This window comes from Exiguobacterium sp. s36, from assembly GCF_018618345.1.
Classification (GTDB): Bacteria; Bacillota; Bacilli; order Exiguobacteriales; family Exiguobacteriaceae; genus Exiguobacterium; species Exiguobacterium chiriqhucha.
In genome coordinates this window covers 100544-122151 of record NZ_JACSLW010000003.1, presented here as the reverse complement: position 1 = coordinate 122151, position 21608 = coordinate 100544, and the positions used below count along the sequence as shown (strand labels likewise).

Here is a 21608-nt window from a genome sequence, read left to right as displayed (position 1 = left end):
GTTATTCACCTCCAGCTTCGATCACTTTCACCCGACCGACCTGTCCATCGCTTAAGCGTACTTTAATGCCGTGCGGGTGACGCGGCGAGTTCGTCAAAATGTCTTTGACGACGCCTGACGTCAACTTCCCACTCCGCTGATCTTGTTTTAGGACAATCTGGACGTGGAGCCCTGGGCGAATGTCCGCGCGTTTCGTGCCATCCATACCCGACACCCCTTTCCGTATAGTCAACCTCTATCATATGCTCTTTTCCCGCGTTTGTCACAATCTATTCCAAGATGCCGATTTGTCCGACCGTCCTCGTCAAATAACTTTGATCGGTCTTAAATCGGTTCGTCCCCTGTCCCCAAGCCGTCTCGACCTCGACGCGGCCTCGTTCGAACGAGATTGTCAAAATCACTCGCCCTGCCTCATTTTGTAATCGAGCCACTCCTTGCAACGCGTGAAAGGCATGGGTCAAATCCCGTGCAAATTGGACATACGCCTCCGTCCGGACCGTCTCGATGACTTGCGCATGGACGAGTCGTAACGTGTCGCGTGACGCTTCCGCGATGACGAACTCGAATATCGTCTCATCGTTTCCCATTTCGATGTGATGCATGTTCCTTACCTCCTAAAAAGACACCTTCGCCGTGAAGGTGTCTTTTCTTTATAAGCGGTACAGTCTTGCTTCGAACGGCCGTAGCATAAACGTGTCCGTCTCGATCGTCTCAGGATCCATCTCATTCGTTAACACGAGCGTCGCTTTGTCGAGACCAGGCAGCGTCGTCTCGGCAGGGTTTGCCGTCAAGTTGACGATGACATAAAACGTCTGTTGTTCGAACGTGCGCTCATAGGCGAACACTTGCAGATGTTCCGGCAACAAATCGCGGTAACTGCCGTACGTGAACGTGTCTTCCGTCCGACGAAGACGAATCATCGCCTTATAGAACGAAAGAATCGAATGGGCATCCTTCGATTGGGCGTCGACGTTGAGCGTCTCATACTCTTCATGAATCGGCATCCATGGCGACGCTGTCGAGAAACCAGCGTTCGGTGACGCGTCCCATTGAATCGGGGTGCGGACGTTGTCGCGTGATGTGCCCCATACGTGCTGCATCGAATCGATTTCGCTCATCCCGTTGGCAATCCGTTCGAAGTATTCATTTTTCGTTGCCACATCGTCATAGTCATGGATGGACGGAAGCGGCACGTTCTTCATACCGATTTCCTGCCCTTGATAGATGAACGGTGTCCCGTGCATGAAGAAGTACATCATGCCGAGGGCGGTCGCGCTCTCACGCCAATAGTGGTTCTCATCCCCGACGAGCGAAACGGCACGGACCATGTCATGGTTCTCAATATAGAGGGCGTTCCATCCCGTCTCGAGCAAGCCTTGTTGCCACTTGTCAAAGATGCGCTTCAGCTCGACGACATCGAGCGGCGCTAGACGTGATTGACGCATGATATCAACATGATCGAAATGGAACGCCATGTTCATCGCCCCGTTTTCCGGTCCCATCCATAAATCGGCGGCTTGCGGTTCAATCCCGTTCGTCTCACCGACCGTCATAATATCGTAATTGGCGAACGTCGCTTGTTTCATCTCTTGGAGATAGTCGTGAATGCCATCGATGTTCGAATACATCGAGAACGCCGTGACGTGTGGTTTTCCGTCTGGGGACGGCAACATCGTCTCGGTTGGCATCTTCTTGATGTGGCTGATTGCGTCGACCCGGAATCCGTCGATGCCTTTGTCGAGCCACCAGTTGATCATATCGTAGACGGCACCACGCACGTCTTCATTTTCCCAGTTCAAGTCCGGCTGTTTTTTGGAGAAGACATGCAAATAGTATTGCTCGGTCGTCTCATCGTACTCCCACGCCGAGCCACCAAAGATACTCGCCCAGTTGTTCGGGGGTCCTCCATCCGTCCCATCGCGCCAGATATACCAGTCGCGTTTCGGGTCGTCTTTCGAGCGTTTCGATTCGACGAACCACGGGTGCTCATCGGACGTATGGTTGACGACGAGGTCCAAGAGCAGCTTCATGCCGCGTGCATGGACGGCCTTGAGCAAGGCGTCAAAGTCTTCCATCGTCCCAAATTCTTGCATGATGTCTTGATAGTCCGAGATATCATAGCCGTTGTCATCGTTCGGAGATTTGTACATCGGACATAGCCAAATCACATCGATGCCAAGGTCTTCTAAATAATCGAGCTTCTCGATAATACCGCGGAGATCCCCAATCCCGTCTCCGTTCGAATCTTTAAAGCTACGCGGGTAAATCTGATACGCGATCGCTTCTTTCCACCACGTGCGGGTAACCGTTTTTTTCGCCACTTGTTCTCTGCTGACCATTGACTCCATACGCCGCTTGCCTCCTACATCTCATCATTTATATTTTATATTCTTGAACAGCAATACCTGTTTTAGGCTGAATCTAATCCTACAATAGCACTTGTGCAAGCGTTTGCAAATAATCAGATATAAAAAAATGTAGTCCGGAGACTACATTTTCGGGGCTGTCGCAACTTGTTCACAAAATGCGCCGATGACGTCCGCTAACCGCTCCCGGTCATGGTCCATCGTCGCCACATGATACGACTGTTCGAGCACCTCTCGTTGTTTTGGGGCTTGAACGGTCTCGTACAACCACATCGAGTCCTCGGGCGGCACGACATTATCGATGGCCGAATGGATGACGCACGTCGGCACGGTCACCTCGGCCGCCATCGGTCGCACTTCCTCGATGAGCGCGAGTAATTCCCGAATGGCTGACGTCGGCACTTTGTCGTAGACGATCTCGTACACGCCCGGTGCACAGATATCCGGTTCGTCTTCATCAATGAAACGACAGACATCGTCCGTGGCGTGACAGGCATAGCCTGGCACGGACAACGCCGCATTGATGGTGACGATTGCATCGGCCTGCCCGGCCAAAGCGGCCTTCATCGCCAGCGTCCCGCCCATTGACTGCCCGACAACGATGACGTGTCGACATCGCTCACGCAAGAGACGGATACCGGCTTCCATCGACTCATACCAGCAGCGGCGTGTCGATTGCCTAAACTCTTCCGGATCCGTCCCATGTCCTTTGAGCCGCGGTGCGAAGACGGTGAATCCTTTCTCCATCAAGGCGATTCCGACGTCACGCACACTTTGAGGCGTCCCGTTAAAGCCATGGCATAACAAGATGCCGATATCATTTCCTTCATAATAAAACGCGCCCGCTCCCGGGATGACCGGATAAGTAATTGTCGTCATTCGTTTCCTCCCCATTTAATCCACAGTTAACCGATACACTTAATTGTATTAATGAATTGTAAGAGTTGGGGGACGTCCCGTCAACCCGATTGCCTACTTGCTCAGTTCTCTTCAAGTCTGTAATCAAACTGTAATATGAACTTCGCAATAAGTGGATTGAGTTCTGACGTCTGCTTGGTTATGTTTAACATGTAGTTGAAAAGTTGGTAAATGATAGTGAAATCCGTCAATCGATGGAGGGAGTACAAACGCAACTTTCTTACGTCAAGTTGAGTAATGTAAGCGCTATCATTTTTTTGGCCTAAAGGGGGCATCCGCTCAAGCAAGTGACCACACGAACTGGGACATCGTATCGGCCATCTACATAATCAAAGGGAGACTAACACATGGGGAAACCACAAGCACGTTCATTCAAACAAATGACCGGCCTCGCCTTATCAGCCGGACTCATCGTCAGCAGCATGACGCCGATCGCGGCAAACGTACACGCAGAGACGCTGAACGCTTCAGACCTATTCATCTCGGAATACGTTGAAGGCTCGAGCAACAATAAAGCGATTGAACTGTTCAATGGAACGAATGCGGCCATCGACCTCTCGGCCTATAAACTTGAACTGTATTCAAACGGCGGTACGGCTCCAGGCACGACCCTCAACTTGACAGGTACGCTCGAACCAGGTGGCACGTATGTCATCGTCAACGCCAGCGCAAGTGATGCCTTGAAAGCGAAGTCGAACACGACAAGCGGTGTGACGAACTTTAACGGCGACGACACGCTCGTCTTGAAAAAAGGGGACACGGTGCTCGACGTCTTCGGTCAAGTCGGATTCGATCCGGGTACGAAATGGGGAACGACGGTCGCCACGGCTGACCAGTCGTTGGTTCGGAAAGATACGGTCACGACAGGGGATGCGAACGGCGCGGATGCGTTCGACCCGGCCACTGAATGGAACACACAACCAATCGATACGTTCACGAACCTCGGATCACACACGTTCCAAGGCGTCGACTACGGCGATGGCGGTACGGTAGAACCACCGGCGCCGGTCACTCCGATTTCAATCAGTGACGCCCGTACGAAAGCCGAAGGTGAAACGGTCACGATTAAAGGAGTCGTCACGGCGAAACTGGCCAACACGATTTCGATTCAAGATGCGACAGGCGGACTCTCGGTCCGTCCGACGTCACTTGCCGTCAACGTCGGTGATGAAGTCGTCGTCACGGGTGCCATCGGTTCGTATCGTGAATTGCTTCAATTGAACAGCGCCGTCGTCGTGTCAAAACAAGCGGCGAGCGTCCCAGCTGCGCAAGTCCTCACTGGCGAACAAATCAATGAGGACGTCGAGTCTGAACTCGTCACCGTCAATAACGTCACCCTCTCAGGTAGCGGGCAAAACTTGACGGCGACGGATGGAACGAAAGAGTTCGTCGTGCGTGATGAGCGCGGCATTCTCGATTTACAGACGGACGTCAACTACTCGTCGATCACGGGTATCGTGCAACAGTTCGATAATACGTATCAAATCATTCCGCGCGACGTATCTGACACAGTCATCGACGCATCGGTACTCCGTCCGGCGACAGCGAAGCCAGGTGCGGGCACGTTCGTCGGTCCACAAGACGTGACACTTTCGACGACGACAGCGGGCGCTGACATCTATTACACGCTCGACGGGTCGGACCCGAAAGTGAACGGTACGCTTTATACGTCACCAGTCCGCATCGAGGAGACGAAAACGCTCAAAGTTGCCGTCAAATCGGGTGATGCGTTCAGCGCCGTGACGACGTTCGACTATAAAATCACGGACAAAATCCGCATCCATGACATCCAAGGCGCAAGCCACACGTCACCGATGAACGGACAGACTGTTGAAGGCGTCGAAGGCGTCGTCACGTACTCGTTCGTCTCGATGGGTACGACGTATTACTATATCCAAACGCCTGACATGGAAGCCGACCAAGATGCACGCACGTCAGAAGGAATCACCTTGTATGGTGGTCGTTCGATCGCGGGCATCCAAGTCGGTGATCTTGTCAACGTGAAAGGTCTCGTCAGCGAGTACGCCATCGAAGGCTACAGCGACCGTCAACAGACGGATATGAAGATGACGCAAATCGATACACGCAACGGAAGTGTCAACGTCGTCAAGAGCGGTGTCACACTCCCGACGCCGGTGAAAATCGACGCGTCGAACTTGCCGACCGAGTTCATCGACAGCGATGCCCTCGCCGTCTTCAACCCGGACAAAGACGCCATCGACTTCTGGGAGAGCCTTGAAGGGATGCGCGTCGAGACGGGCAACCTCAAATCGGTATCACCGCAACAGAACGGCGACCTCGTGACCGTGCTCGAAGCAACACCGACCGAGACGTTCAACGGTGGCATTCTGTTGAAAAAAGATGATGCCAACCCGGAACGGATTCAATTCCGTCTCGAACCGAATGCCGACGCTCGTGATTTCGATGTCGCGACCGGTGACCGCTTCAACGGCCCGATCGTCGGTGTCGTTGGATACTCGTACGGCAACTATAAGATTCAAGCAGGTCTTGATGAGATGAAGGCTGCCTTCGTCAAAGGTGATGCCAAGCGTGAGACGACGTTCATCGAAGCTGAAGAGGATAAATTGACGATCGCCTCTTACAACCTCGAGAATTTCTCGAACAACGTCAAAGAGACGTCGGACGAGAAAGCCCTCAAACTCGCGAAAGCGTTCGTCGAGGAGTTGAACAGCCCGGACATCATCGGTGTGACCGAAGTCCAAGATAACAACGGGGAAGGCACAGGCGATTCTGCGGCCGACCAAAGCTACCAACGCTTGATCGACAATATCGTCTCGATTGGCGGCAAATCGTACAAGTACGTTAACATCGACCCTGAGTACAATAAAGACGGCGGCGCACCAAATGCCAACATCCGTGTCGGCTTCTTGTATGACCCGGAACGTGTCTCACTCACAGAAGGCATCCCTGCCGGTGACGCAACGACAGCTGTCGGTTATGAAAATGGCAAGTTGACGCACAACCCGGGCCGCATCGACCCGCTCAACCCGGCGTTCAACAGCTCACGTAAACCGCTCGCGGCCCAGTTCGACTTCCAAGGCGAGAACGTCGTCGTCATCGCCAACCACTGGAACTCGAAAGGTGGCGACACTGGTTTCTTCGGCTCGAAACAGCCGGTCGTGCTCGGCAGTGAAGTCCAACGAAAACAAATCGCTCAAATCGTCCATGACTTCGTCGCTGACGTGAAAACGGACAACCCGGAAGCGAACGTCGTCGCCCTCGGTGACTTCAACGACTTCGAATTCTCGGATGCGATGCAAATCTTCAAAGGCGACTTGATGACGAACATGGTCGAGAAAGTCCCAGCTGTCGACCGTTACTCGTACGTCTATCAAGGGAACTCGCAAGTGCTCGACCATATCCTCGTGTCAAACCGTTTAGCGGCGACGACCGAAATCGATATGATTCACGTCAACGCTGACTTCACGGAAATGTCGGGCCGCGCCAGTGACCACGATCCGGTCCTCGCACAAATCGACCTCACTCCGGAGCCAGAAGTGGAATTGACGCGTTACACGATCGAGAACAACAAGGCTGCACGCCTCGTCCTCCAAGATGACTTCATCGGCGTGACGATCGGCAAAGGCACAAACTTCAAGAACGGCATCTTCGTACGCGGCGCCTACACGGAATTGACAGGTGACCCGCTCAAAAACATCGTCGTTCAAGTGAAACCGAAAGAAGCCGGTGCCATCATCGACTTCGACGGCGCAACTGTCAAAGAAGTAATTGTCGATGGAACGAACTTGGCTGAAATCCGTGGCGCAGAGAATGTGAAACAGATCAGCTACACGAAAGGCGCATCCGCGAACACGGTCGTCATCAAAAAATAACGATCGAATCGAATACGCAAGCCGCAGACAGATTGTCTGCGGCCTTTTGCGTTTTCATTCGTGAAATTCGGGGATTAAGTAGAAGATGCTGATTATCGGAGGATGACGTCATGGAGATGCACAACGGGAACTTATATTGGCCGACCACAGAATCGGAACAGATCGTCTTACAAAAACCAATCAAGAAAGAGCGCTACGACGTACTCGTCATCGGCGCGGGCATGTCGGGAACGCTGACAGCCTATAAGCTTTACAAGGACGGTGTCGATTTCGCCGTCATCGACCAAGGGAAAGTCGGAGCCGGGAGTACGGCCGCGAACACAGGGCTCATTCAATACTCGAACGACATCATGTTGCACGAACTGGCCGAACAAATCGGTGAAGAGGACGCGGTCCGCTTCTATCAACTGTGTGCCGAGGCGGTCGATGCGCTCGACGAGGTCGCCGGGACGGTTGACGCCAAGGACGTCTATATCCGGCGTGACAGTCTCTGCTTCGCCAGCAGCGAGGCAGATGTCTCCAAATTGAAACGGGAGTATGAGATGCTGACGAAACACGGACTCGCGGCCGAATGGCTCGACCGGGAGGCGTTACAAGAACGCTATCCGTTCGATAAACCGGCCGGCTTGATTACGAACGGCGATGCCGAGGTCAATCCGCTCACGCTCAGCCGTCAGGTCGTCCGCTACTTGTCGACCCAAAACGTCCCCATCTTCGAAGAGACGGACGTCACAGAAGTCGTCGCCGACGGAGACGACTGGCTCGTCTTGACTCCCACAGGAACGTTCAAAGCGGGCCACGTCATCTTCGCGACCGGCTATCGTCCGGCCCCGCTCCTCGACACGCATCGGATCGAACTCAACCGTTCTTATGCGATTGCGACGAATCCCGTCCCTGATTTCGATGAGTGGGAAGGTCAGGCGCTCATTTGGGAAACGAAACGGCCGTACCTCTATTTACGGACGACCGTCGACGGCCGCATCATCGCCGGCGGACTCGATGAAGAAAAAGCAGAGACCCCGCATAGCGAGGCACTCATTCAAAAACGGGCCGAGCGGTTGCGCCAAGAAGTCGAAGCTCTGTTCCCGATGTATGATTTGACAGTTGAATACGCCTGGGTGGCCCTGTTCGGTGAGTCAATCGACCAGCTACCCTTTATCGGGGAACATCCGGACCGTCCGAACCTCTACTATTTACTCGGATATGGGGGCAACGGCACGGTCTACAGCATGTTAGGTTCTAAAATTTTGAGCGAGTTGGTCCGCGGCATCGACAATCCAGATGCTCGAATTGTACGATTAGATCGGACACGTTAATCCCCTGACATCAGGGGATTTTTTTATACATACGCATTGGAGTGAGTGAAATGACAACAAAACAAAAACCAAAATGGGTGTATCGCCTGAGGCGCGGTCTTCTCTTCATCCCTGCCATCGCCTTGACCGTCTACGTCTGGCCGCATGAGCCGGCCGAAGAAACGCCAGAGGAAACCGTCACGCAAGCAGAGGCAACAGACGACGAGCAACGCTACACGATTGAAACGAGACAAGCTGTGACAGAAGACGAGGCCGTCCGCTATACGTATGACATCGTGGTCCACGGACAACCTGACGTCGAGACGCTCCAGTCCATCAGTCAGGATGTCATGGACGAGGTGACGGCGCGTGATACGTTCCAAGCCGCCCTCCTCCGTTTTTATGATCACGAAGCCTATATCGGTACCGAATCACCACTCGGCGAAGCCGTATTTGCCCCTGAAGGCGATTGGAGCCTGGCGAGTACGGTCCAACCCGGCGCCTATGAGGAGATGTCGTTCGGCTGGCAATTGAAAGAGAAAGAATGGGACACGCAACTGTCGGACAAGGAAGTGCGCGTCTGGCAAGTCTGGAATCGCGTCTACGAGGCTGAGCAATCGGACGACCCTGACTTGAAAGCGAAAGTGACCCGAACCGTTTCAACGAAATATGATCTCAATCCCGAAACGGTCCAACGTATCGTCTTGAAGCAGAGTGTCTGGGCCGCGTTATAACCTGATTCATCCAAAAAGATAGTACGAATTTTCCTTTCTTTGGCTAAATATATAATTGTATACTAATTGTATACATGTAACCGTTGAACGGTCGGAGAAAGGAAGACGTTATGAAACGATGGATGCTTTTATGCCTACTTCTGGTTATGATCGGTGCCACTTTGACGCCGCGACAGGTCGACGCCGCATCAAGTTCACCTTATGAGGTGAGTGCGCCTACCGGCACGACGCTTTATCAATTTGTCGGAAAGACGCTCAAGCCGAAAGGAACGTTGCGCGCGGCAAAGCGGTTCAAGGCGCTCAGTACGTCCGGTCACTATTATAAGATTCAAGACGGAAGAACCATCTACTACGTAAAAAAGCAAGCCGTCACACTAGTGGCGACGAACTTGTCGCTGACGACGTTTTCCGGTTCGGCCTACTCACGGATGACGCACGAGTATATGCGCTCGCTCACCCGGGGACAGACGCCTTACTATTACGATGAGTTGACCGCCAAGACGGCCATCGCCCGGGCCGACGCCGCCATGAAGGGGAACTGGTATATCCCGTCCCCGCCCTATCAGTTGCGTGTCCCGAACATCGATACATACCGGTTTGATGTCAGCGTCCCTGCGGTCGATTCGACGTCATTCAAGTTTCAAATCCATTACTTCACGACGTTGAACCAGTTGACGCAAGCGTATGCCGCCACCGGACGAGACGATTATCTCCGCTACGGGAAGCGGATCGTCACGAGTTGGACCAAGCAATACCCGGCTGCGAACTATACACGCTACCGTTGGCCGTATCACGACCATGGCACCGCCATCCGGACGTTCCATTTGCTCAATTTTTGGAATGAATTCCGCTCGTCCGCGGTGAACACCGATCCGGCCTTCTCGCAGCTGTTCGCCAAGACACTGTATGAACACGCGACACTGCTGGCGACGCCAAGCTTTTATAAACCGAACAACAATCACGGCATGTTCCAAGATATGGCCTTGACCGCCGTCGCGGAGACACATCGGAGCTTTTATCGTTCCTCGGCCTGGCGCTCTCTCGCGACGAACCGGCTCACCCAGCAGTTGAACCACAGCTTAAGCACGGACGGCGTCCATCTCGAGCACTCGCCGTTCTATCAAATCTATCTGTACGACACGCTCGCCCGTTTCAACGACTGGGCGGCCGCCAACCGCTTCGCCCTATCGAGCCGGATGCGTGACGTCAAAGATATGCCGAGCGCGCTGACGTATATGTTGAAACCGAACGGGACACTGCCGATGTTTGGCGACACCCCGTCCATCACGCACCGCACGGACGCGATTCCGTATATCGATCGCTATCCGCACTTGAATTACGCGATGACACAAGGGAAATCGGGAACCCAACCGTCGACACGGGTCGGTAAGCTATCGAACCAGTACGCCTTCTTCCGTCAACATTGGGGCGGGGCTTCTGGTCCGTTCCGGGACGCGGTCCAAGTAATGATGACGGCCGGCTATCATAGCAACATCCATAAGCACGCCGACGATTTGTCGATTGACCTGTACGGCTATGGCCGCGACTTCCTCGTCGAGAGCGGACGCTACGCCTATACGAACCGTCCCGAGCGCAGCGTCGTCATGCAGGCCGCGGCCCACAACACCGTCCATGTGGCAGGTAAGAGCTTCAACTTAACGACGAACAACTTGCGGAGAAGCCAAATCACATCGGTCGGTGCCGCGTCGACGCAATGGACGGCCGCGGGAACGAGCGGGCTGCTCGGTAACGGGATGACGCACACGCGTCGTCTCGCCTACGACCGCGACGGAACGGTGCTCGTCTACGATGACATCACCAGCCCGACCACGACCTCGTTCGTCCAGCGATTCCATCTCGGGACCGGTTTGAATCGCGTCTCGAGCGGCAGCCGTCACGCCTTGTATAAGGACAACGAGAACCGCTCGATCCATCTGTTACAACTCGAAGTCGGCACGACGCCGAAAGTCGCCGTCGGTGCGAGTTATGTGTCGTATCGGGACTACGACTGGCAACGCCGCAATCAAGTCGTGACGACAAAGCGTGGCAAGCAAGTCGAGTATTTGACGCTAATCCATATCGGCGAAAAGACGACGAAAATCACGTCTGCTACGGTCCAGACGACGTCGCGCCACTACGTCGTGCGCTACAAACTGTCGGACGGCAAGACGAAAACCCTATCCATGTTACGCTAACCTCCATTTGAAAAATGGGGGTTTTTTCTCGGTCGGTTAGGGAAAACTCGTTAAGTAGGCCAAAATGTGGCCTACGGCGTGGACGTATACTTAAAGGGGAGGCACTAATATGGGGAACAAAAAAGAAGAGCAGTTAAAACAACATATGATTGATAACGAGCAACAAGCCGGGCTCACGACGAACCAAGGGCTGAAGATGGCAGAGGACGAGTTCTCGCTTAAAGCCGGACGTCGCGGACCGACATTGATCGAGGATTTCCACTTCCGCGAAAAGATGACGCACTTCGACCACGAACGGATTCCTGAACGTATCGTGCACGCACGAGGCGTCGGGGCGCATGGAGAGTTTCAGGTGTATGAGTCGCTCGCCGAGTATACGAAAGCCGACTTCTTGAACGACCCGTCGAAAGTGACGCCGGTGTTCGTCCGTTTCTCGACGGTGCAAGGTTCGCGTGGGTCTGGGGACACCGTGCGCGACGTCCGAGGGTTCGCGACCAAGTTCTATACTGATGAAGGCAACTATGACCTTGTCGGGAACAACATGCCGGTCTTCTTCATCCAAGACGCCATCAAATTCCCGGACCTCGTCCACGCCGTGAAACCGGAGCCGCACACGGAAGTACCTCAAGGCGGCAGCGCCCACGACACGTTCTGGGACTTCGTCGGACAAAACCATGAGACGGCCCATATGATCATGTGGGCGATGAGCGACCGGGGCATCCCGCGTAGCCTTCGCATGATGGAAGGGTTCGGTGTGCACACGTTCCGTCTCGTCAACAAAGAAGGCAAGGCACACTTCGTCAAGTTCCATTGGAAACCAAAACTCGGTGTTCATTCACAAGTCTGGGACGAAGCGCAGAAAGCGCTCGGTAAGAACGCTGACTTCCACCGCGTCGACTTGTACGAGGCGATTGAAAAAGGCGACTATCCGGAATGGGAGCTCGGGCTTCAAGTCATCGCCGAAGAAGACGAGTTCAAGTTCGACTTCGATATTCTCGATCCGACGAAACTTTGGCCGGAAGAAGATGTGCCCGTCAAACTTGTCGGGAAGATGATGCTCAACCGCAACGTCGACAACTTCTTCGCCGAGACCGAGCAAGTCGCGTTCCACCCTGGCCACCTCGTGCCGGGAATCGACTTCTCGAACGACCCGCTCCTTCAAGGCCGCCTGTTCTCGTATACGGATACGCAACTGTCACGTCTCGGGGGACCGAACTTCCATCAAATCCCGATCAATAAGCCGGTCTGCCCGTTCCACAACAACCAACGCGACGGCATGCATCAGATGGCCGTCCATAAAGGGCAGACGAGCTACCATAAAAACGCGCTCAACAACAATCAACCGGAGCCCGTCCCAGCCGACCAAGGCGGATTCGAGCACTATCAAGAGAAAGTCGACGGCCATAAGATTCGGGGCCGGAGCGACAGCTTCCTCGACTTCTACTCGCAAGCGAAGATGTTTTATAACAGCATGACCGACGTCGAAAAGCAACACATTCAAGACGCCTGTAGCTTTGAGCTCGGCAAATGTGAGTCGGACATGGTCAAAGAGAACGCCGTTGATTTGTTGAATCGAATCGACCGTCACCTCGCCTCGGTCGTTGCCGACAACCTAGGTGTCGACCTCCCGGCCGAGAATAACGAAGTCGTCTCGGACAAGGCCTCACCGGCGCTCAGCATGGCCAATACGATTGCGAAGCCGGACACGAAGAGCGTCGCCGTCCTCTTGGCCGGAGACGTCGATGCCGCGCAAGTGAAGGCGTGGGTGCAAGCGCTCGCCGATCATAAGGTCAATTACAGCCTCGTCGGCAAGAAATCATATACGCTCGGCGATCTTAAAGTGAAAGAGACGTACGACACGGTCGACTCGAGCCTGTTCGATGCGGCTTTCCTCGTCAGCACCGCGACCTCGGTCGAAGACGACGTGCTCGAGTTCATCGAGAACACGTATAAACACTTCAAACCGCTCGCGTTGCATCTGCATCATGATGAAGTGCTCGACCGTTGCCGCGTGAAGACGGACCAACCTGGCGTCTACACGTTCAAACAACATAGTCTCGATGGCTTCGATACGTTTATCGACGGTATCGCGAAAGGCCGGTTCTGGGACCGCGCCTAACGTGAACAGTTCAAGGATTCGACCCAAATCGACGGGTCGAATCCTTTTTACGTGCTTCCCCTCTCCTCCTCTCTAGCGATATACTTGGTGGGGTATATAGCGTAAAGGAGGAATGACTGGATGCGAAAAGAGATGGCTACATATGTGGAAAGCCTCGAGCACCAAAGACAGTTATATAAACGAACCTTAGTCATCGTCGTGCTCTCGCAAGTGTTCGGTGGTGCCGGTCTCGCCGCCGGGATTACGGTTGGTGCTTTATTGGCACGTGATTTACTCGGAACCGATGCCTATGCGGGCGTCCCGACGGCCCTGTTCACGCTCGGCTCTGCTGCCGCTGCGTTTTTGATTGGATTGATGTCACAACGAGTCGGACGCCGTTTCGGACTGGCGACAGGATTTTTGACCGGTGCGGTCGGCGCATTCGGTGTCATTGTTGCCGCGACGTTCGAGAGCGTACCGCTCTTATTTCTCTCGCTCCTGATTTACGGGGCCGGCACGGCGACGAACCTTCAAGCCCGTTATGCCGGCACAGATTTGGCGAATGCGACCGAGCGGGCGACGGCCGTCAGCATCGCGATGGTCTCAACGACGCTCGGGGCCGTCGCCGGTCCGAACTTGGTCGAACCGATGGGACGTGTTGCCGCCGGACTCGGGTTGCCGACACTCTCTGGACCATTCTTGCTTGCAGGTGTGGCCTATCTCTTTGCAGGTCTCATCTTACTCGTCTTTTTGAATCCTGACCCGCTCCTCGTCGCCCGCGCAATCGAGGCGAAACGGAAGGAGACCACTTCGACGGCACAACCGGTCGAAGCTGCGCATAGTCACCGCGGCGTGTATGTCGGTGCGTTCGTCATGGTCCTCAGCCAAATCGTGATGGTCGCCATCATGACGATGACTCCTGTCCATATGCGCCACCATGGCCATGAACTCGGTGCGGTCGGTCTCGTCATTGGCTTTCACATCGGAGCCATGTATTTGCCTTCTCTCGTGACCGGGATTCTCGTCGATCGGATTGGCCGTGAAGTGATGGCGATTGCTTCGGGCGTGACATTGTTTCTCGCCGGTGTCGTCGCCGCTTTTGCCCCAGCGGATTCCTTGTTCTTCTTAATCGTCGGGCTCGTCCTACTCGGGATCGGTTGGAATTTCGGGCTCATCAGCGGGACGGCCATCCTCATCGATGCGACGACGACCGAGACACGTGCGAAGACGCAAGGTTCAGTCGATGTATGGATTGCCCTATCCGGCGCTTCCGGCGGGATGCTTTCCGGTGTCATCGCTGCCCAGTCGAGTTATTTGACCTTGTCGCTCCTCGGTGGGGTCGTCTCCCTCATTCTCGTCCCTCTCGTCCTCTGGTACCGACGTCAGCTCGCTTAACGATTGCCGATGCGCGCACGCGCATCGGTTTTTTGCTGGAAATGCGTTGACTCTGACAAACTTTCTCTCGTTTGATATACTCCTTTAGTTATGTTTATTAACTATTTAGAATCAAACGGATAAGGAGGCGGGCTGCAGATGCAACTGACCGCACAAAAACTATGGACGAAAGATTTCCTCATCATCTCTCTCGTCAACTTCTTCTTAACACTCATCTTTTTCTTATTGATGGTGACGATTGGCGTCCACGCCGTCTCAGCATATGGGGCTTCGACGAGCGAGGCCGGCCTTGTTACCGGTATTTTCATTATCGGGACCCTCGTCGGGAGACTCTTTATCGGGCGCTTGATCGACTCGATTGGACGTCGCAAGACGCTCCTGATCGGCCTGACGTTCTTCACGGCTACGATTTTGCTCTATTTCCTCGACTTTGGCATCGGCTTCTTACTGTTTACGCGCTTTGTCCACGGTCTCGGGATGGGACTGTCGAGCACGGCGACCGGAACGATTGTCGCCCAAGTCATTCCCGGCTCTCGAAAAGGCGAAGGTATCGGCTACTACAGCATGAGTTCGACGCTCGCCACTGCCATCGGACCGTTCGTCGGCTTGATGATGAGCCAATACACGAGCTTCTCGGTGATCTTTCTCGCCTGTTTCGTCATCGGTCTCATCAGTCTCGGTAGCGCCTTATTCGTGACGGTGCCCGAAGCTGACAACCCGCAAGTCGTCCGGGGGCTTTCGCTCAGTGCATTCGTCGAGCCGAAGGCGTTACCAATCGCGCTCATCATCGGCGTCGCCGCTCTCAGCTACTCGAGCGTGTTGTCCTATATCAATTTTTATGCAAGCGAGCTTGACCTCGTCGAAGCGGCGAGTATTTTCTTCCTCGTCTACTCCATCGCCGTCCTCATCTCACGGCCAATCACCGGTCGTCTGATGGACGCGCGCGGCGCCAATATCGTCATGTACCCGGCCATCGTTCTCTTTGCCGTCGGAATGCTCGTCTTGAGCCAGGCTAACAACGCCGTCATGCTGTTACTCGCCGGGGCGCTGATTGGTCTCGGCTTCGGGAATATCCAGTCCGGTACGCAGGCGATCGCCGTGAAAGCGGCGGACCCTCATCGGATGGGCATGGCCACGTCGACGTTCTTTATCGCCCTCGACGCAGGACTCGGGTTCGGCCCTTACTTTATCGGCTTGCTCATTCCGTTGACCGGTTTCTCGACACTGTATCTGTTACTTGCCGGTGTCGTCTTCTTTACCGTGTTCCTCTATTACTTGATGAACGGCCGCCGCGAGCGGACCGAAATGAAACAAGCTGCCTGACAGGACTTTTCATCGTCCTGTCTTTTTTTGAATGTTCACACATTTTGTCACAACTTACGGTAATATGAGAATGACGCGCCGAAAAGTTTTTGATTGAAATGAGGGACATGATGCACGCCGACCAGACCATCCAACACTATTCCTCCGTCCTGCTCCGTACGTTCGACAAAATCTCTGATTTTGTCTTCTTCATGGAAGTGGACGGTTCAACTTATCGCTACGTATTTGTAAACGAACCGGGAAGACAGGCGATCGGCTGGACCGAGGCCGATATCGGGAAACGTGTCGAGGACATGGTACCACCCGAGACGGCCGCTCTCGTCACGCGCCATTATGACGAGGCGGTACGAGAACGAAAGAGTCTCGTCTTCGAGGACTATCGCCTGGCCGAACCATCTTATACGACAGCAGTCGTCTCACACGAGATTCACTTACCCGTTTATTACTACGAGTCCGAGGTGACGCCGGTCTTCGATGAGGCGGGTGCCTGCACGCACGTCATCTCGGTCGTCCGGGAAGTGACAGAACGGAAACGTCGTGAACTCGAGTTGTCTATCTTGAAAGATCAGCACGAATCGCTCCAACGCTATTCACCGCACGGAATCTTCGTTCTCGACGATGCGTTTCGCGTCCAATCGGTCAATCCTGCCGTCACACAGATTACCGGTTACGAGGAAGCCGATTTGTTGGGGGAGTCTTTTTTGTCATGGTTGCCCGAGTCAGAACGGGCCCTTGTCGATGAGGGTCTCCGCTCTGCCTTGTCTGGCACGCCGCACAAATACGGCATGACCGCTCCGCAAAAGACGGGCAACTGGCTCGATTTGGCCATCTTGAATATTCCGATTGAAGTCGGGGGGCATATCACTGGACTGTTCGCCATCATTATCGACCACACCCCGGAGAAGAATGCCGAACGGGCGACTCAGGAGAGCGAGCGAAGGTATCGCCAATTGATTGAGACGATTCCTGAAGGGATCATCGTTCATAAAGACGGCGTGATTCTATACGCCAACGCCTTGGCGCTAGAAACGATTGGCGAGACGTACATCGAGAGCGAATCGATTTTCACGTTCGTCGCCACGGAATATCATGAGACGACCAAGGCACGCCTTCAGGCGTTGCGCCAAGGCGATCCGGTCCAAGATACAGAGATCGTGCTCGTCACGCCGGCCGGTCGAAAACTGCATATGGACATCGGCAGCCTGTTAATTGATTACGAAGGAACGACCGCCGTCATGACCTTATTGCGTGACGTGACCGAGAAACGTGAGATGGAGCGTGCCCTGCACCAGAGCGAGACGCAATATCGTCTGATCACAGAGAATATGAGCGACCTTGTCTGTATCCTCGAGCGTGACGGTCAAGTCCGCTACGCTTCGCCGTCCCATCAAACCGTGCTCGGATATGCCTCGTCGTTCTACGAGGGCAAGAACACGCTCGACTTCATCCATCCGAATGACGTCGAACCGGCGAGACAACAACTCCGGACGATGACAGCGAAGAGCGAGCCGCTCACCCTCGAATTCCGTCATCTGCATCAAGATGGTCGTTGGATTTGGCTCGAAACGAAGATTCAAGCGATTTATGACGATACGGGGCAACTGCTTCACTATTTGACCGTCACGCGTGAAATCATGAAGCGAAAAGTGCTTGAAAAACAGCTCAAGCATTTGGCTTACCATGATACGTTGACCGACTTACCGAATCGGCGCTATTTCCTCGCCTATTTGGAAGAGACGTTGGCCCGGTTCGAGGAAGAAGACGAGTCACTCGCCATCCTGTCGCTCGATATCGATTGTTTCAAACAAATCAACGACACGCTCGGCCATGACATTGGCGACGAGTTGTTGCGCCAATTCTCCACTCGTTTGACCGACGTATTGCGAAATCAAGATGTGGTCGCCCGCTTTGGCGGTGACGAATTCTCGGTACTCATCCGCTACACGGAAGCTGACGCGCCAAAACGCGTGGCCGAAAAACTCGTGACCGCTCTTCAGCGCCCGTGGCAGATTGAAGACCATTCGTTCGTCACGACCTCTAGCGTCGGCGTGGCCCCGTACCGACCGGGCATGTCGACAAAACTGTTGCTCAAACGAGCCGACTTGGCCTTATATCAGGCGAAAGCTAACGGCCGCAATCAATACGCTTTGTTTGAAGACCGCTCCTAAGCGGTCTTTTTTTCACGTGAAACATAGAAAAAAAGTACCTAAACACGAACATTAGAGATGATTAACCAGCAATCATCCAGAATTTTTGCCTTTTATCGCCATATCCCTTTGACATATGCTCTAATTTACGTTACATTACCGAATGGGCGAAGTATTTATCATTCAACAAACCAAATTGTTCGTAAATAGGGGTGTGACAACATGGATAAAGTATTTGATTATGAAGATATTCAATTAATTCCCGCAAAATGTGTCGTCGACAGCAGATCTGAATGTGATGCGAGCGTGACGCTCGGCGGCTTCACGTTCCGTCTGCCGGTCGTTCCAGCCAATATGCAGACCATCATCGATGAGAACGTCGCTCGGTCGCTTGCCGAGAACGGCTATTTCTATATCATGCATCGCTTCAACCCAGAGACGCGACTCCAATTCATCGAGGACATGCATGGGCGTGGCTTGTATGCATCGATTAGCGTCGGTGTGAAAGAGGACGAATATCGTTTCGTCGAGATGCTTGCGGAAGCCGGACATACACCGGAATTCATTACGATTGATATTGCGCATGGTCATTCGAATGCGGTCATCCGGATGATTCAACATATCAAACACCATCTTCCAAGCTCGTTCGTGATCGCCGGTAACGTCGGGACACCAGAAGCGGTCCGAGAACTCGAACATGCCGGGGCAGATGCGACGAAGGTCGGCATCGGGCCAGGTAAAGTATGTATCACGAAAATAAAGACGGGCTTCGGCACGGGCGGGTGGCAACTCGCCGCACTCCGTTGGTGTGCCAAGGCGGCGACAAAACCGATTATCGCGGATGGGGGCATCCGGACACATGGCGACATCGCCAAGTCGATTCGCTTCGGGGCATCGATGGTCATGATCGGTTCGCTGTTTGCCGGACACGACGAGTCTCCGGGTGAGACGTTCGAACAGGACGGGAAGTTGCTCAAAGAATACTTCGGGTCGGCTTCTGAATTCCAAAAAGGGGAACGGAAAAACGTCGAAGGCAAGAAAGTGTTCGTTGAGCATAAAGGGGCGCTCCAAGACACGTTGACCGAGATGGAGCAAGACCTCCAATCGGCCATCTCTTACTCGGGTGGGGACAATCTCGATGCATTGCGCACCGTCGATTACGTCATGGTGAAAAACTCAATCTTTAACGGTGATAAAGTATATTGAAAAAAGGCGACTCGCGCGAGTCGCCTTTTTTCAATCAGCTGTCAGTTGCTTCGTCATCATATAGTAGTCCGATCCCGGCGGGTAATCATGGAGCACTCCTGCGACTTCATAACCAAAACGCTCGTAAAACGTTTTCGCTTGAAACGAGAACGTCGTCAACTTGACGCGCGTCGCCCCGAGTTCGTGGGCCAACCGTTCCCCTTCCTCGAGCAGACGGCTCCCTAGGCCGGTCCCCGCATGTTCTGACGCGACCCACAGTCGGTCCAAGTCGAACCAGCCCCAATAGACGCTCCCGAACAACCCAGCGATCACGTCCCCGTCCTGTTCCACTTTCAACTGAACGACCGGGACGTCGGCGTTGCGGATCTCGCGATGGTGTACCGAATGAGCGTCATTGAATATCCGCAATCGACTCGTCAAAAATTGTTGAAACGCTTCGTCCTCATCATGAATTCGTTTGATGTCCATCACGCTTCCTCGCTCGAACCGTTCACGAAGAACGAAATCAGCTCTTGTGCTTCTTCGTCGACGGTCCGACCTGTCAGACGTTCGTATTGAGCGGTTATCGCCTCTTTATTTCCTGGGAAATAAGTGGTGATTCGGGCCAAATGGCGTAAAACGTCTCGGTCTTTCTCATATTCGGCACGAGTCACGACTTGACCGTGTGACCAGACGTACGCTTCGGCCTCGAACTGATCGAGCAGGTCTAAGAGACGCAATGTCCGTGCCGGGGTCATTCGCCAAGTCGGCGCGTACAAGTTCGCATAGAGGGCATCCCCTAAAAACAACACCTTTTCCTCTGGTACATAAGCGACGACCGCATCGGCAGCGTGATCTCCACCAACATGCTTCAGAATGACGTGTACCCCGCCGAGGTCGAGGGTGAGCGTATCATCGAACGTGAGCGTCGGTAAGACGACACGCATCGATCGCTCTTCTCCATATTCGAGTTTGATCGCTTCCGCGCAAAACGTGATCTCGCTTCCGTCTTCGACCCGTTCGGCTAAGGAAGCATCGTCCCACGCATAGGGCAGCAACCGTTCCATCCCGGCTTTTGTCGCCGTGCTTGCGACGGAGACAATGTCGGTTAGCGCCGACAATCCAAAGATATGATCCCAATGCCAATGCGTCAACGTGACGATTGACGGTCGTTTGATGCCCCGTTCGGTCAAGGCGTCTAGAAATAAATTCGTGTGCGCCTCAGAGTTCCCCGCATCAATCATGAGCGTATGGGCGTCGCCGACGACAGCCCCTAAAATGGGACGGTCGGTCTCCGCGACTGGGTCCATATACCAAAACCGTTCCGAATGCCGCTTAAGTGTCTGCATGATTGACCTCCTCTTTGCTCCGTAACACGTCAAGCGCTTCGAACGCCCCTCGCTCGTCATTGACAAGGCGAATCGTCCGGACCGGCAAACGCTCTAACAAGCTCAATTCACGCCGTTGCCGGTCTTTCAACAGTTGAATCGTCCCTTCGAGCCCGTCCAATCCGTTTGCCTGAGCGTAGGCGCGAGTGGTGTAATACTCGACGAAACCACGTTGCCACTCTGTCGGCCGTTCCGCATAGACATCGCGAAACACGGTCGGAACGTCGACCGTCTCTAAATAGACGACGGTCGGGTCGAGCGGGGCCAGTAAATCTGCCACCGTCTCGATATAGGCTTCAATCTGCTCGTTCGGGACGTCTTGGGCCACCATACCGATCGTGAACGGGTTTTGCAGGAAGGCACATTCGAATACGTACGTACCGTCCTCTCCTTTGACCTGCTCCACGAAACGACGCCAACGGCCGATCATCAATTCAACATGTATATCGAACGGCAGCTCATAGACGTCCACCCCAGAGCGATTTTCGTTTAGACGATATCGTATGAATCGACCGTTTCCGTCTTGATCGATGACCTCGCCTTCCGTCATACCGTCTGCTTCGACCCAATAGACGTCATGAACATCGACCGGATGTGACGTATCGATTTCCGAATAAAATGTATAGCCTGGTGTTGCAGCGAGTGTTTCCGCGAACGTCGTCTTCCCGCTCCCTGGTAATCCTTCAATCAGCCATAATTTGCTCATATGA

16 protein-coding genes are annotated in these 21608 nt (G+C 53.9%); 9 read left to right on the top strand and 7 right to left on the bottom strand.

Translation table 11 applies throughout. The features are described 5' to 3' along the window. Position 1: 1 nt before the first annotated feature. The 4 genes from KNP95_RS08480 to KNP95_RS08465 all read right to left on the bottom strand — a co-directional run bounded on the left by KNP95_RS08480 (position 2) and on the right by KNP95_RS08465 (position 3245). Positions 2-205 carry a YwbE family protein gene (locus tag KNP95_RS08480; RefSeq protein WP_021067949.1) on the bottom strand — a complete coding sequence of 68 codons (204 nt, stop codon included), beginning with the start codon at positions 203-205 and terminating at the stop codon, positions 2-4. A gap of 64 nt (positions 206-269) precedes the next feature. Beyond that, a complete protein-coding gene (locus KNP95_RS08475) occupies positions 270-602 on the bottom strand; it encodes a hypothetical protein (protein WP_214836606.1) in 333 nt (110 codons plus the stop codon). Between the two features lie 48 nt (positions 603-650). Next, the gene (locus KNP95_RS08470; protein WP_214836604.1) at positions 651-2348 is read right to left on the bottom strand and encodes a glycoside hydrolase family 13 protein; all 1698 of its coding nucleotides are present in this window, start codon (positions 2346-2348) and stop codon (positions 651-653) included. A 141-nt stretch (positions 2349-2489) separates the two neighbouring features. Beyond that, entirely contained in the window at positions 2490-3245 is a 756-nt protein-coding gene (locus KNP95_RS08465; protein WP_021067946.1) for an alpha/beta hydrolase, read from the bottom strand. Between the two features lie 386 nt (positions 3246-3631). Between KNP95_RS08465 and KNP95_RS08460 the strand changes: the two genes are divergently transcribed. From KNP95_RS08460 to guaC, 9 genes are all read left to right on the top strand, one after another. Beyond that, the gene (locus KNP95_RS08460; RefSeq protein ID WP_214836601.1) at positions 3632-7138 is read left to right on the top strand and encodes a chitobiase/beta-hexosaminidase C-terminal domain-containing protein; all 3507 of its coding nucleotides are present in this window, start codon (positions 3632-3634) and stop codon (positions 7136-7138) included. 110 nt (positions 7139-7248) lie between these two features. Beyond that, a complete protein-coding gene (locus KNP95_RS08455; protein ID WP_214836599.1) occupies positions 7249-8454 on the top strand; it encodes an NAD(P)/FAD-dependent oxidoreductase in 1206 nt (401 codons plus the stop codon). A gap of 50 nt (positions 8455-8504) precedes the next feature. Further along, positions 8505-9167, top strand: a complete 663-nt coding sequence (locus KNP95_RS08450) for a hypothetical protein (protein ID WP_214836597.1) — start codon at positions 8505-8507, stop codon at positions 9165-9167. Positions 9168-9277: 110 nt separating this feature from the next. Further along, a complete protein-coding gene (locus KNP95_RS08445; protein ID WP_214836595.1) occupies positions 9278-11362 on the top strand; it encodes a heparinase II/III family protein in 2085 nt (694 codons plus the stop codon). Positions 11363-11471: 109 nt separating this feature from the next. Further along, positions 11472-13481, top strand: a complete 2010-nt coding sequence (locus tag KNP95_RS08440; RefSeq protein ID WP_214836593.1) for a catalase — start codon at positions 11472-11474, stop codon at positions 13479-13481. A 120-nt stretch (positions 13482-13601) separates the two neighbouring features. After that, positions 13602-14855 (top strand): MFS transporter, encoded by a 1254-nt coding sequence (locus KNP95_RS08435; protein ID WP_214836591.1) that lies wholly within the window; start codon positions 13602-13604, stop codon positions 14853-14855. Positions 14856-14993: 138 nt separating this feature from the next. After that, the gene (locus KNP95_RS08430) at positions 14994-16178 is read left to right on the top strand and encodes an MFS transporter (protein ID WP_214836588.1); all 1185 of its coding nucleotides are present in this window, start codon (positions 14994-14996) and stop codon (positions 16176-16178) included. A gap of 110 nt (positions 16179-16288) precedes the next feature. Continuing rightward, positions 16289-18346, top strand: coding sequence for a PAS domain S-box protein (locus KNP95_RS08425; RefSeq protein ID WP_214836584.1), 2058 nt, complete (start codon positions 16289-16291; stop codon positions 18344-18346). Between the two features lie 201 nt (positions 18347-18547). Further along, positions 18548-19531, top strand: a complete 984-nt coding sequence (guaC, locus tag KNP95_RS08420) for a GMP reductase (protein ID WP_021067936.1) — start codon at positions 18548-18550, stop codon at positions 19529-19531. A 30-nt stretch (positions 19532-19561) separates the two neighbouring features. Here the strand turns inward: guaC and KNP95_RS08415 are convergent, their stop codons facing one another. From KNP95_RS08415 to KNP95_RS08405, 3 genes are read right to left on the bottom strand one after another with little or no spacing between them, the layout of a single operon-like run. Continuing rightward, positions 19562-19999, bottom strand: coding sequence for a GNAT family N-acetyltransferase (locus KNP95_RS08415; protein WP_201455038.1), 438 nt, complete (start codon positions 19997-19999; stop codon positions 19562-19564). Next, positions 19999-20859 (bottom strand): MBL fold metallo-hydrolase, encoded by an 861-nt coding sequence (locus tag KNP95_RS08410; protein WP_214836580.1) that lies wholly within the window; start codon positions 20857-20859, stop codon positions 19999-20001. The genes KNP95_RS08415 and KNP95_RS08410 overlap by 1 nt, the downstream gene beginning before the upstream one ends. Further along, on the bottom strand, positions 20846-21604 hold the full coding sequence (locus tag KNP95_RS08405; protein WP_214836577.1) for a P-loop NTPase family protein: 759 nt from the start codon (positions 21602-21604) through the stop codon (positions 20846-20848). Before KNP95_RS08405 ends, KNP95_RS08410 begins: the two co-directional genes overlap by 14 nt. Between the last annotated feature and the right edge of the window lie 4 nt (positions 21605-21608).